This is a genomic window from Vibrio sp. (genome assembly GCF_984391705.1).
This window is the reverse complement of the sequence record NZ_CFHWOM010000043.1, coordinates 1-14174: the sequence shown is the minus strand read 5'-3', so window position 1 is coordinate 14174 and position 14174 is coordinate 1. Positions and strand designations below refer to the sequence as shown.

The 14174-nt window shown below is 44.7% G+C and carries 11 protein-coding genes; 10 read left to right on the top strand and 1 reads right to left on the bottom strand.

Features of this window, described 5'->3' with window-relative positions:
* Positions 1 to 50: 50 nt before the first annotated feature.
* From rbsD to AC4MRV_RS16925, 8 genes are all read left to right on the top strand, one after another.
* Complete coding sequence (rbsD, locus tag AC4MRV_RS16960) at positions 51 to 470, top strand: D-ribose pyranase (protein WP_491188506.1); 420 nt, start codon at positions 51 to 53, stop codon at positions 468 to 470.
* A 24-nt stretch (positions 471 to 494) separates the two neighbouring features.
* The gene (gene rbsA, locus AC4MRV_RS16955) at positions 495 to 2000 is read left to right on the top strand and encodes a ribose ABC transporter ATP-binding protein RbsA (protein ID WP_491188505.1); all 1506 of its coding nucleotides are present in this window, start codon (positions 495 to 497) and stop codon (positions 1998 to 2000) included.
* Positions 1997 to 2980, top strand: a complete 984-nt coding sequence (gene rbsC / locus AC4MRV_RS16950) for a ribose ABC transporter permease (protein ID WP_491188504.1) — start codon at positions 1997 to 1999, stop codon at positions 2978 to 2980. Before rbsA ends, rbsC begins: the two co-directional genes overlap by 4 nt.
* Positions 2981 to 3185: 205 nt before the next feature.
* Positions 3186 to 4064: a ribose ABC transporter substrate-binding protein RbsB gene (rbsB, locus tag AC4MRV_RS16945; RefSeq protein WP_491188503.1), complete on the top strand. Its 879-nt coding sequence runs from the start codon at positions 3186 to 3188 to the stop codon at positions 4062 to 4064.
* A 148-nt stretch (positions 4065 to 4212) separates the two neighbouring features.
* A complete protein-coding gene (gene rbsK, locus AC4MRV_RS16940; protein WP_491188502.1) occupies positions 4213 to 5133 on the top strand; it encodes a ribokinase in 921 nt (306 codons plus the stop codon).
* 39 nt (positions 5134 to 5172) lie between these two features.
* On the top strand, positions 5173 to 6180 hold the full coding sequence (locus AC4MRV_RS16935) for a substrate-binding domain-containing protein (protein WP_491188501.1): 1008 nt from the start codon (positions 5173 to 5175) through the stop codon (positions 6178 to 6180).
* A 78-nt stretch (positions 6181 to 6258) separates the two neighbouring features.
* Positions 6259 to 8196, top strand: a complete 1938-nt coding sequence (locus tag AC4MRV_RS16930; protein ID WP_491188500.1) for a tetratricopeptide repeat-containing diguanylate cyclase — start codon at positions 6259 to 6261, stop codon at positions 8194 to 8196.
* Between the two features lie 87 nt (positions 8197 to 8283).
* A complete protein-coding gene (locus AC4MRV_RS16925) occupies positions 8284 to 9831 on the top strand; it encodes a DUF3369 domain-containing protein (RefSeq protein ID WP_491188517.1) in 1548 nt (515 codons plus the stop codon).
* Positions 9832 to 9863: 32 nt separating this feature from the next.
* Here AC4MRV_RS16925 and AC4MRV_RS16920 read toward each other — a convergent pair whose 3' ends face one another.
* Positions 9864 to 11801, bottom strand: a complete 1938-nt coding sequence (locus AC4MRV_RS16920) for a PAS domain-containing sensor histidine kinase (RefSeq protein ID WP_491188499.1) — start codon at positions 11799 to 11801, stop codon at positions 9864 to 9866.
* Between the two features lie 130 nt (positions 11802 to 11931).
* Between AC4MRV_RS16920 and AC4MRV_RS16915 the strand changes: the two genes are divergently transcribed.
* The gene (locus tag AC4MRV_RS16915) at positions 11932 to 12897 is read left to right on the top strand and encodes an ABC transporter substrate-binding protein (protein WP_491188498.1); all 966 of its coding nucleotides are present in this window, start codon (positions 11932 to 11934) and stop codon (positions 12895 to 12897) included.
* Positions 12898 to 13019: 122 nt separating this feature from the next.
* Positions 13020 to 14003 carry a chemotaxis protein gene (locus AC4MRV_RS16910; RefSeq protein WP_491188497.1) on the top strand — a complete coding sequence of 328 codons (984 nt, stop codon included), beginning with the start codon at positions 13020 to 13022 and terminating at the stop codon, positions 14001 to 14003.
* Positions 14004 to 14174 lie beyond the last annotated feature (171 nt).

The window sequence follows — 14174 nt, the reverse complement described above, 5'->3', positions numbered from 1 at the left end:
TGAAATTGAAGCTCAAAGTTGTTTGAATGTGTATTCGATAGGTCGATGAGATGAAAAAAAGTACCCTGATTAACTCTGAACTTTCTTACCTAGTGGCAACACTGGGACATACAGATGAAATCACCATCTGTGATGCAGGTTTACCGATTCCTGATGAAGTTCAGCGCATTGATTTAGCTCTAACTCATGGTGTGCCAAGTTTTCTTGAAACGGTGAGAGTGATCATGAGCGAGTCTCAAATTGAAGGTGTGATCATTGCCAGTGAATTTAAAGATGTGAGTCCTTCTCATCATGACGCTCTGATGGCTGAGATCTCGGCTGAACAAGAAACGACAGGTAAGCGCATCTCTGTGTCTTATGTGCCGCATGAAGAGTTCAAAGTACGCACATCTTCAAGCAGAGCTGTTGTGCGGACTGGTGAATGCACTCCGTATGCAAACGTCATTTTCCAAGCTGGCGTGGTTTTTTAACCCCCGAACGATTGAGGACAGATTATGACTCAAGCCATCTTACAGCTCAGCGAGATTGAAAAAGCGTTTCCAGGCGTTAAGGCTCTCGACAAAGCGAGCCTTAATGTATACCCAGGACGCGTTATGGCGCTAATGGGCGAGAATGGTGCTGGTAAGTCGACGCTAATGAAGGTTTTGACTGGTATCTACAGCAAAGATGCGGGCTCTATTTATTACCAAGAGCAAGCCGCCGCGTTTAAAGGCCCAAGAGATTCTCAAGAGGCGGGTATTAGCATTATCCACCAAGAGCTGAACTTAATTCCAGAGCTCACTATTGCCGAGAACATCTTTTTAGGTCGTGAATTTACTGGTGCGTTTGGCCGCATTCAGTGGGACAAAATGTACGCAGAAGCGGACAAGTTGCTTGCTCGCCTGAATGTAAAACACAGCTCGAAAACCCTGCTTGGCGATTTAAGTTTGGGTGAGCAACAAATGGTTGAAATTGCTAAAGCACTTTCGTTTGAGTCTAAGGTCATCATTATGGATGAACCGACAGACGCGCTGACTGATACTGAAACCGAATCTTTGTTCAAGGTGATTAACGAATTGCGCGATCAGGATTGTGGCATCGTTTATATTTCTCATCGCCTGAAAGAGATCTTTGAGATTTGCGATGACATTACCGTACTGCGCGATGGCAAGTTTATCGGAGAGTGCCAAGTCTGCGATACCGACGAAGATGGCCTGATTGAAATGATGGTTGGCCGTAAACTAGATGAGCAGTACCCGCGCATCGATGTTCAGCACGGCGATACTTGTTTGGAAGTCATTGGCCTAACTGGTTCTGGCGTTCATGACGTTAGCTTTACCCTTAAACGTGGTGAAATCCTGGGTGTTTCGGGCTTAATGGGCGCAGGTCGTACTGAGCTAATGAAAGTTATCTATGGAGCGTTACCGAGTGAGCGTGGGGTGATTAACCTCAACAACAAAACCATTAACCCTGTGAGTCCCCAAGATGGCCTCGCGAATGGTATTGCTTACATCTCAGAGGATCGCAAAGGCGATGGCTTAGTACTTGGCTTATCCGTGAAAGAGAACATGTCACTTTGTTCACTGGATAAGTTAACCCAAGGCGGGCGTATCCAACACAGTGAAGAGGTGATGGCGGTAGAAGACTTCATCAAGCTGTTCAATATCAAAACTCCAACTCGTGACCAAATCATCGGTAACCTTTCGGGTGGCAACCAGCAAAAAGTTGCGATTGCTAAGGGGCTGATGACCAAACCAAACGTACTGATCCTTGATGAACCAACTCGTGGCGTTGATGTTGGTGCGAAAAAAGAGATCTACCAGCTTATTAACAAGTTTAAAGCAGACGGCATGAGCATCATTCTTGTCTCTTCTGAGATGCCAGAAGTTCTGGGTATGAGTGATCGCATCATGGTGATGCATGAAGGTCGCATTAGCGGTGAATTTGACGCAAAAGATGCAGACCAAGAAAAATTACTAGCATGTGCCGTTGGCAAAAAGATTATCGAGGAAGCAGTATGAGTACCAATACCATGAGCAAACCAAATGAAACAAGCGGTAAAAAGCTATTGAGTAAGGAGTGGCTTATTGAGCAAAAGTCACTGATTGCCCTACTATTCTTGATTGTTGTCGTATCGTTCCTTAACCCTAACTTTTTCACCGTAGACAATATTCTTAACATCCTTCGTCAAACGTCTGTGAACGCGATTATTGCGGTTGGTATGACGTTGGTTATTTTGACGGCGGGTATCGATTTGAGCGTAGGCTCTGTGCTTGCCCTTTGTGGCGCATTTGCCGCAAGCCTAATCGCGATGGAAGTACCAGTTCTTATTGCTGTGCCGACGGCGCTTGTCGCAGGCGCTGCACTAGGCGCGATCAGTGGAATCATTATTGCCAAAGGTAAGGTGCAGGCGTTTATCGCAACGCTTGTAACAATGACATTGCTTCGCGGTGTCACCATGGTGTACACCGACGGTCGACCTATCTCTACAGGTTTTACTGACACGGCTGATGCGTTTGCGTGGTTTGGTACTGGCTACGCGTTGGGTATCCCTGTGCCAGTATGGCTGATGGTGATCGTATTTGCTGCCGCTTGGTTCCTACTTAATCACACACGCTTTGGTCGTTATGTCTATGCACTAGGTGGGAATGAATCAGCGACACGTCTTTCAGGTATTGATGTGGATCGAGTGAAAATTGGCGTCTACGCAATTTGTGGTCTGCTAGCTGCACTTGCGGGCATCATCATTACCTCTCGACTTTCTTCCGCGCAGCCAACCGCAGGTATGGGTTATGAGCTAGATGCCATCGCAGCGGTTGTATTGGGTGGCACGAGCTTAATGGGGGGTAAAGGTCGCATTATGGGTACATTAATCGGTGCTCTAATCATTGGCTTCCTAAATAACGCTCTAAACCTACTGGACGTATCTTCCTACTACCAAATGATCGCAAAAGCAGTCGTTATCCTTCTTGCGGTACTGGTCGATAACAAGAACAAGTAATCCCTAGTTATCAGTAGCTAGGGAGAACCTAGCTACTGATAACTAAAAGGGATTGTTATGAAACTCACTTATTTAAAGTTACTACTAGCGTTAGGCACATTAAGTATTGCTTTAACAATAACGGTAACGATTGAAATTCACGTTAATTAGTGGATGCAACTAAAAGAATGCTCTAAGCATCACACCCTACACAAGGACCAACACAATGAAAAAATTAGCAACGCTTATCTCTGCCGCACTTCTTTCATCAACCGTTTCTGTTTCAGCACAGGCTCAAGATACGATGGCTATCGTACTGTCTACGCTGAACAACCCATTCTTTGTCACAATGAAAGATGGTGCTGAAGCGAAAGCGAAAGAGCTTGGCTATGACCTAATTGTTCTAGATTCGCAAAACGACCCGAGTAAAGAGCTTTCAAACGTGGAAGATCTAACTATTCGTGGCGTGAAAGCGATTCTGATCAACCCTACAGATTCTGATGCCGTTTCTAATGCGATTCGTATGGCGAACCGTTCGAACATCCCAGTATTGACGTTAGACCGTGGTGCAAGCCGTGGTGAAGTAGTGAGTCACATTGCTTCAGATAACGTGGTCGGCGGCGAGATGGCGGGTCACTACATCATGGAAAAAGTGGGTGAAAAAGCGAAAGTTATCCAACTAGAAGGTATTGCTGGAACATCAGCGGCTCGTGAGCGTGGTGAAGGTTTCATGAATGCAGTAAAAGGCAGCCAAATGGATCTGCTTGCAAGCCAACCTGCTGATTTTGACCGTACGAAAGGTCTGAACGTAATGGAAAACTTGCTTGCAGCGAACCCAGATGTTCAAGCTGTGTTTGCACAGAACGATGAAATGGCACTGGGTGCGATGCGTGCAGTGCAGGCTTCAGGTAAAGACGTAATGATCGTCGGTTTCGATGGCACAGACGACGGCATCGCTGCGGTTAACCGTGGAAAACTAGCAGCAACAGTTGCACAGCAGCCTGATCTAATTGGTTCATTAGGTATCGAAACTGCAGACAAAGTACTTAAAGGTGCGTCAGTAGAAGCGTACATTCCTGTACCTTTGAAAGTGATCGCTAAGTAATATATTTCGCCTTTCTCTTCTCTTTTATCTGTCGTAGAGGAGAGGAGGGCAAATAAGTTTGCGCTTTAACGAGATTATCAAAGAGAGCGCAAACTTATTACTCCTGTTCAAAATGTATAAAAGACTCCATTGAGTCGAGGATAACCGTATGAATAAGTTAGTGGTTTTAGGTAGTGTTAACGCTGACCATGTTCTTCAAGTGCCTTCTTTCCCTCGCCCTGGCGAGACGCTTCATGGTCGTAATTATCAAGTTATCCCGGGTGGCAAAGGTGCTAATCAAGCAGTAGCCGCAGCTCGCTTGAAAGCAGACACGGGTTTTATTGCCTGTGTTGGTGATGATGCCTTTGGTATCAATATCCGCGAAAACTTCAAATTAGACAGCATCAATATCATGGGTGTTAAAATGCAACCTAATTGCCCGACAGGTATTGCGATGATTCAGGTTTCAGACAGCGGTGAAAACAGTATTTGTATTTCCGCGGAGGCGAATGCCAAGCTGACAGCAGAAGCGATTGAACCTGATCTGGAGCGAATTCGCCAAGCTAAGTACTTATTGATGCAGCTTGAAACGCCAATGTGTGGCATTGAAAAGGCTGCGCGTGTCGCGAAAGAGGCGAAAACCAACGTTATCTTAAATCCTGCGCCAGCTCGTGAGCTGTCTGATGAGCTGCTGGCTTGCGTTGATGTGATTACACCCAATGAAACAGAAGCGGAAGTGCTGACAGGTATTACGGTTAGCGATAATGAAACTGCACAAGAAGCGGCGAATGCACTTCATGGTAAGGGCATCGAGATCGTAATGATTACTCTTGGTGCGAAAGGAGTATGGTTGAGCCAAAATGGCCGTGGAGAGTTGATTCCGGGCTTTAAAGTAGAGGCTACCGATACTACGGCTGCTGGCGATACGTTTAATGGGGCATTGGTCACTGGTCTATTGGAAGATTTACCTCTAGAATCAGCCATCAAGTTTGCTCATGCTGCGGCTGCAATCTCTGTTACAAGATTTGGCGCGCAGACCTCAATTCCAACTCGTGAAGAGGTCGATGCATTTCTCGCTGAGCGCAATTAATTAGGGCCAACTGCCCAAGCCAACCACGGAGAGTATTACATGGCTACAATGAAAGACATTGCCAAACTTGCGGGTGTTTCTACGTCTACGGTGAGCCATGTAATCAATAAATCCCGCTTTGTCAGTGAAGAGATCTCAGAGCGGGTGAACAATGCAGCAAAACAACTCAACTACACACCTTCCGCATTAGCTCGAAGCCTTAAAGTCAACAGAACCAAAACCATTGGTATGCTCGTGACCACTTCGACTAACCCATTTTTTGGTGAAGTTGTAAAAGGTGTGGAGCGTAGCTGTTACCAGCAAGGGTACAACCTGATTCTGTGTAACACGGAAGGTGACAATGAGCGTATGCGCGAATCCATCAATACCTTATTGCAGAAACGGGTCGATGGCTTGATTTTGATGTGCTCATCTCTTGAAGGTGAGCGAATTGATGTCTTTGAGAAGTACCCGGACATTCCTGTCGTAGTGATGGATTGGGGCCCAATGCTGTTTACCAGTGACAAGATTCAAGATAATTCTCTACGAGGTGGCTACATAGCCGCCAAGCACCTTATTGAAGCTGGTCATAAAGACATTGGTTGCATTACAGGGCCTTTGGTAAAACACCAAGCTCAAATGCGTTACGAAGGTTACAAGCGAGCCCTTAACGAAGCTCAACTAGACTTCAATCCAAACTGGATCATCGAGTCGGATTTTGAATGTGAAGGGGGCTACAGTGCATTCAACAAGATGTACGAAAAAGGCAAACTGCCTAGCGCATTGTTTGTTTCAAATGACATGATGGCGATGGGTGTTATCAATGCGGCTAATGAAAAGGGAGTTCGCATTCCGGAGGATCTTTCCATTATTGGCTATGATGATATTCAAATATCAAAGTTTATGACGCCATCGTTGACTACCATTCATCAACCTAAATACCGTTTGGGTAAAGCCGCTGTAGAAGCGTTGTTGAATAAGTTAGATGGTCACAGCAGTGATGCTCAAATTGTACAGCTTGAACCTACGTTAGTTGAGCGAGCTACAGTTCAACAAGTTTGTTATTAATAAGTACGACGTATTGTTGTTCATCTTGGTCTGTTTTATAATTACAGGCTCTCGTTCTGTAATTATAAAATAGCGACTGTGTATAGATTCTTTAAACTGTTGTCGATTGCGATAGTTGCCTTCTTTTTCCTATCTATTTACCTCTTTCGGCCATTCTCTGGTAGCGAGCAAGCGCCCTTTGTTTCTGAGCCATTTGAACCCGATACATTTGTGGCTAAAACCGACTACGGCCGCGAGCTGGTGGAGTTGCGAGATCTTTCACGAAGTAAACCTAAACAGGCAATGGCTCGACTGAACATTCAGCATTCTCAGCTTTGGCGTATGGAAGAACCGATCGAAACCGCGTATCGATACATGATCATGGTGAATGTGTCATTGCATATGCAAAACAATGAAAAAGTTACGTATTACAATCAATTGATGTTAGACCTTGCTGAAAAAGAAAACATAGAGTGGGTCTTAGCCAGCGCATTAGTTGAGCAAAGTATCGAGCATGCTAAGCACGGAGAGCCAAAGCTTGGCTTAGAAAAGATCCTAACAGCGAAAGAGATCGCTAAGCGTATTCGATATGAAAACCTGTTAGTAAAGATCTACAACACCGCCGGAGCGCTTCACAATGAAATCAGTGATTACGTGAGTGCTCAGAACTATTTCCATAAAGGCATTGAGTTAGGCAAGCGCTACCCTGAACATATCTATAACAGTAAGCTTCTTAGCAATATGGGTTTTCTTTATGTTCAGCTTGAAGAGTGGCAGCAAGCCAAGCGATTTTTTGATCGTTCGCTTGAATCATATTTACGAAGTAACTTGGTTGAGAACGGTGTGCCCCTGATCTTGTATGGCAATCTTGTGTACGTACATTACCGGTTGAATGAGCCTGTCGAAGCGCGAATAGCGTATAACAATTTGCTCAGTTACTTGAATGACGCTTCCCCAACTCGACAAAAGTTAATTGCAACGAAGGCTCTTGCTTACGCAGAGAAAGCAGAAGGTAACTTAAAGCAAGCGTTGGACACGGCAAGGACTTGTACAAAGGGAGGGGAATCTGAGTCGTTTCCAAGTGAGCATGCGCAATGTTTATTGCTGCAAGCGGAGATTGCGCTAAGCATGGGCGACATAGAAAAAGCCGTCTCATTAGGCCAAGAATCTCAGCAATTTTTCGAAACAATGGGAGCGAGAAACTGGCTCATCGCTGTGTATCGTTTTTTGTCTGATGCCTATGACAAGCAAGGTAACGCTACTCTCGCGCTAGAGATGTATAAGCGCTATTACCAAAACGAGAAAGAACTGCTGTTCGACCGTCGTCAGAGTGAACTCTATTTGGTTGAAGAAAAGTTTGTTAACAAACAACTGATGCAAGAACGTGACTTACTCGATGCTCAATCGCGTTTAGACGAGCTTTCGATGGAGAAGCAGAAACTGCGTAATCGAGTATTACTGCTGATGTCTGTTGTTTGCATCGGGTCACTGATCTTTATGGCTTATCGTTCAGTTCAGTATGTGCGCAAAAATAGAGAGTTGTCGGCAATCTCTACTACGGATCCTCTGACAGGATTGAAGAATCGCCGCTATTACGAGCAGTGGGCAAAAGAGCAAGCAGACAATGAAAGCTTATATACGCTCGCAGTGGTTGATCTCGACAAGTTTAAATCAATCAATGACAGGTACGGGCATGATGTCGGCGATGACGTATTGGTAGAAACGGCCAGTCGACTACAAGCAGCGGCGCCTACAGGAAGTCAAATTGTGCGTTGGGGAGGGGAGGAGTTTACGTGTCTGGTCCCGTATTCCTCTAGGTCAGAAATGGATCTCGATAACATCCGAAAGGCCATAGAGAGTCATCCGGTTGAAACACGACTAGGCGATATCAATACCAGTATTACAGTGGGTGCCATCGGTCCAATAAAAGCTGAGCAACTAAGTGAAAACAACGATCTCTTTTCAGAAGCAGATGAAGCTCTGTACCAAGGCAAAAGCGAAGGACGTAACTGCGTGGTTTACAAGCAAAGTGCATAAGCTAGGGGGTAACAAGTAACCGAGCAGATTGTTGGAGCTTGTGCTAAACCTAAACTAGATGCTACAAAAGTTGAGGTTAGGTAGATGATGGACTTGTTTGCTGATCATCGCGCTCAGAAGGATAACGACCCTCAGTTAAAGTCTTCTGAACCGCGTGCTCGCGATACGTGGAAAGTATTGCTGGTGGACGACGATGAGCAGATGCATCAAATTACACGCTTGGCGCTTTCCGGTTTTGAGTTCGATGGTAAAAAGCTAGACTTGATGTCGGCTTATTCCGGCTCTGAAGCTAGGGCGCTTTGTCAGTCTCACCCAGATTTAGCTTTAGCGCTCGTTGATGTAGTGATGGAAAGCGAACATGCTGGACTCGATCTAGTACGTTTCATACGCGATGAACTACAAAATAGAGTTATCCGCTTAGTTTTGCGAACTGGTCAGGCAGGGCAGGCTCCCGAAGATACCGTCATTCGTGAATATGAAATCGACGATTACAAAGAGAAGACGGAACTCACGACTCAGAAACTGAAGACCGTTTTATACTCGATGCTGCGCGCCTATCGTGACTTAAAATTGATTGAGGCGCAAAAGAACGGCCTTAAGAAAGTCATCGAATCATCCGCTAAGGTCCAGAACACCACCTCTTTTCAAACTTACGCCAGCTCGGTCTTAGAGCAGCTAACCTCATTATTGAAACTCGAGGAATCGGCTTTTTATTGTGTTGTTAAACCCCGCCCGCAAGGGGAAGAATCTCGCTCAATGACTCTTGCCGCCTCTGGAGACTATGTCAACTGCTACAGTGAGTGTTCTTTTGATAAGCTTCCTGAAGAGGTTGCATCTAGGTGCATTGAAGCGATTGATGAGCGTCGTTCGAAGAACTTTGGTGATGCCTTCGTGTTGTTTGGTCACGACCACCAAGGCGTCGATAGTATTCTGTATGTGAATTACAACCGAGAACTCAATGAGCTTGATATTCAGCTGCTTGAGATCTACATGCACAATATTGGGCTGACATTTGAAAATCTCAGCTTACTTATCGATATCAAAGAGACGTCCAAAGAGCTGGTGTATAACTTAGCGAATGCGGTAGAAGCTCGAAGTAAGGAGACGGGCGCACATGTTCAGAGAGTTGCACTTATCTGTGAAAAACTGGGTGAGCTGTATGGTCTAGATGAAGACCAAGTCCTACTATTGAAATTGGCAGCTCCACTTCATGACGTAGGAAAAGTCGCGGTTCCCGATTCAATCTTACACAAGCCGGGCAAGTTAACCGCGGAAGAGTGGGACGAGATGAAAAGGCACGTCGACTATGGGGTCGACATACTCAGTAAATCTAAACGACGCTTAATCGTAGTGGCAAAAGAAATTGCGGGTAGTCATCATGAAAAGTGGGATGGCACTGGGTACCCTAAAGGTTTGTCTGGTGAAAACATTCCAATTTCTGGTCGCATTGCTGCGTTAGCTGATGTATTTGATGCCCTAGGCTCTAAACGTAGTTACAAACAGCCTTGGAGTGATGATGATATAAGAAATGAAATCGTTCAACAAAGCGGTCGGCATTTTGAGCCGCAATTGGTTGAATTGATGTTGGCGAACTGGCAACAATTCCTAGATATTCGAAAATCACTGCCTGACTAAATTTGCTCTTTCTAAACTACCTTATACAAGGGTCAATTAAATTGGGTGTCGAAAGGCAAATCTTTTGGAACGGTTAGTACCATACGGACACCTTTACCGACATCAGACTCAAACTCAAGCTGGCCCTTGAGTTTCTGTGTGACCAAATTAAACACCAGATTGAGCCCAAGGCCAGATCCGCCTTTTCCTCGTTTGCTCGTGTAAAATGGTTCAAATATTTTATGGTGAAGTGAGGGCTCTACCCCACATCCATTATCGGTGTATTCGAAAATGATGTTTTCTTCCTCTTGACGATAAGCGATACGAATTTTGGGCTCAGACTGTTCAGAGAAAGCATGATTCACACTGTTAAGTATCAAATTGGACACAACTTGCGTAATCACTCCTGGTAGACTGTTCATCTGAAGCTGGGTATCTCCGTCAAGTAAGGGAGCAACGGGTATTTTTCGTGTTTCTGGATGAAGGCTGGCAATGAGCGCATCGAGGACTTGCGCAATATTAAACTGGCTGCGACTCTCGGATACTTGATCAACGGCGGTTTGTTTAAAATCTCGTATCAGTTTAGCCGCGCGTTCCAAGTTGTGTTCGAGCATGGTGCTACCATCAGACAGTCGACTCATTACCTCCTCAAATTGTTGGCTCGTTAATGTTTGTTGACTGAAGGCCAAGTTCAGCTCTTGTGTTGCTTCACGAATGACTGACGTGGCTGTTACCGCAATACCAAGCGGTGTATTTACTTCGTGGGCAACGCCTGCAACTAAGCCTCCTAGTGCAGCTAGCTTTTCCTGTTCAACAAGCTGATCTTGCGCTTTTTGCAATTGTTCCATACTTTGCTTTAAATCTACCGTACGGATCGCGACGGTGTGTTCGAGGTTTTGATTGAGTTCTTCTAGGTCAAGTTGGGTAGTCTTCAGCTCGGTGATATTAATGGCTGAACCTCGAAAACCAAGAAACTTGTCGTCTTCAAAGTGCGCGCGCCCTTGAAACATAAGGTAGATGGTGATGCAGTTGACAGTGATTTTTTCCTCACACTTGGAAAAATCAGAGTGGCGCAATAAATGTCGCTGTAAATCGAAACACTCTTTTAGAGCATCAACCTTGTTAAAGGTTGGCTTAGCCGTGACATCGATGGAAAGCACTTTTTGCATATTGTCAGAGCAATAAATCAATCGTCCAGTATTGTCTGTTTCCCATAACCAGTCCGAAGAAACTAACGCAAAATCATTGAGGCGGAGCTGTTCTTCGCGAATGTTTTGATACAGCACAGACATATTGGAGGTGATTTTGTTTGTTTCTTCTCCTAGCCAATCGAGTTCATCGTCTTTTTCTGACACCAAGCGGGTATGAGGGAGGATAAGGGGACTCGATGGGTGCCGAGGATTGTACTTGCGTAGGTACTGTGCAATGGAAAAAATGCGTTGGTTTAGGCTTCGGTGGAATACATACAAAACGATCGTACAAACGAAGAGTGTACGGAACATATTAATTAACAGAGTCTGGATAAACTGACGAATTAAATAGTCGTAGACTTCTTGAGCGTTTGATTCTACGTAGACTTCACCCACTTGTTCATATACAGATGATTCGGGGTTTTGGTTAACTAGAGGGTAGCTCGAACCAACGACGCTTTCGGTCACCTTTATTCCTGCTTCAAATATGTAGCCATCAGATTCTATGCGCAGATAATCGATTCTAGGCAAATTCACTAGGCCGTCGATTCTTTGTTGAAGAACGATGAGATCAAAGGACCAAAGAGAAGCGGCGAGCAGGGGAGCGTGAACGTCTCGAATTTCAAGCTGGCGTTGTTCAATCGAATTAAACTGCTCTTTATAGTCCCATGAAAGTTGAAGCAAAGTGGTACTCAAGGTAATCGCGCCACTCAGTATAATCATAATAAGGATGATACGACGACCGATGCGACTGTAGAAAGGGTTGTGAATACTCTCTTCGAATTGTTTCGTTCGGCTCATATCAACCTACAATGAAAGTGCTATAACGTTCAGTATAGCTAGCTCTTTTTAAACGTGAGCGTAATTGATTGGGTAATTAGAGTTTTGCTGACTAAACTGAAAGTATTGTTGATTAACTGGGAGAATGACCATGCGCTGGCTAGCTATTATGTTTCTGTTCTCCTGCCCTGTTTGGGCGACTAAGGTCCTACTTATTGAAAGCTATCATTCAGAGTTTGAGTGGGACAAAAGTTATGTCCAGGGACTAAACGATACTTTGCATAAAGATATCGATCTAGAAACCTTCCAAATGGACACTAAACGTTTGGCGTCGAGTGAATACGAGGCAATGGCGCAACTGGCTTGGCAAAAGTATCAAGAGGTGAAGCCAGATGTCGTGATTTTAGGCGACGACAACGCGCTGAAATATATGTGGCCTAAGGTATTTAATGAGCCGATTTCTGTTGTATTTCTGGGTATCAATTCCAATCCAAGGCAAGTTCTCAACAACTATCGTGGCCGAGCGCAAATTACCGGCGTCTTAGAGCGGCCACTGTTTGTTAAGACACTCGGAGAGTTGAAGAAAATTCTGCCCAATCAAGACATGAAAGTGCGCATCATGTTCGACAGTGGGATCACATCGACCATCGCACGCCAATATATTCAGAGACAGTATTCACTAATAAAGGAAAACTTAGGTGTAGAGGTAGAGATCGTTGCTGCTGAGAGTAAGCAGCAATGGCACCAATTCATTCTCTCAGCGCCTGATGAAGGATTTTCTGTTGTGATAGTAGGCTTGTACCAAACCCTAGTTGATAATGACGGGCACAACGTCTCTTCTGAAGAAATAATAAGCTGGACTCACCATCATTCGGAATTGCCAGTATTTGCGTTCTGGGATTTTGCGGTTGGGGAAGATAAAGCGGCTGGTGGTGTGGTGTTATTTGGTCGTAGCCAAGGGGTAACTGCGGCTTCGATTGTAAATAAAATAGTAAATGGTGAATCGGCACGTAATATACCGATTCAAATCGGAAATCAGGGGAATGCAATCTACTCAAAAGCGGCAATGGAGAGGTGGAAGCTCACGCCTCCAGCTCAATGGCAACCTATTGATTAAAAGAATTTGTTGTTGTGTTAACCGCAACAATAGGTAACTGTTGCAAATGGAATTTACAAATGACTTAATAGCAGTTACAAAGAATGTATACCCCGAAAGTTATAGCGTAGGCATAAATAAATATGAGTGTATCAAGTAGTACGATACTCACCGAAAGTGGTACTAACGAGTTAGAGATAATTGAGTTTCATCTGGTTAAACAGATGCCTGATGGTAGCAAGAAAACGTGCTACTACGGGATCAATGTAGCGAAAGTTCGAGAGGTTATTCAGGTTCCTGAAACGACAGACTACCCTAATGCTCAACCGCACATGATCGGGGTATTCTCTTCTCGTGACATTCTAACTCCTCTCGTTGATTTAGCTGGATGGTTAGGTGTACCAACTAATAAGGATCTTACTCGTAAATTCGTTATTGTTACTGACTTTAATAACATGACGAATGGTTTCCTTATCGACTCGATTAGCCGTATCCATCGTATCTCATGGAATGACGTTGAGTCTCCAAGCCAATTCCTTGAAGCTGGTGAGCAAGACTGTGTAGTCGCCGTTGTACGTAAAGATGGCAACCTCATTATGATCTTGGACTTTGAGAAGATCATTGCTGATATCAACCCTGAGCTGAGCATGGAAAAATACGACGTCACTCTTGATAAGAGTGTTGATTTGAATCAGCGCATGATTACGAAACGTAATGCTAAGACGGTTATGGTTGTCGATGATTCAGCTTTTATTCGTTCCATGATTCAAGACACACTGAGTTCGGCTGGCTACAACATCATTGCTTGTAAAGATGGTGGTGAAGCGCACGAAAAGCTGATGAATCTTATCGAAGTAGCTAAAGAAGAAGGTCTCCCTGTCAGCGAGCTTATTGACGGTGTCGTAACGGACGTTGAGATGCCACGTATGGATGGTATGCACTTAGTTAAGCGTCTACGTGACAGTGAAGCGTACACTAATATGCCGATTGTGATGTTCTCTTCATTGATGAGTGACGATAACCGCGCGAAGGCTTTAGCCCTAGGTGCAAACGACACGATTACCAAACCGGAAATCGGCCGCATGGTTGCGATGATGGATAAGTATATTTTTGGTAAGAATAGCTAGTTTTAACGCGCTGTGAACACTTTGGTTTAAAGTGTTTTTTACAGATAAAAAAAGGGTACGCATTGCGTACCCTTTTCTTTTGTATTCGAGGATTAACCTTCGTTGCGGCTACCACGACCATGGCCACGTTCGCCACGGTAGTTACCACGGTGATCGCCACCACGGTTACGG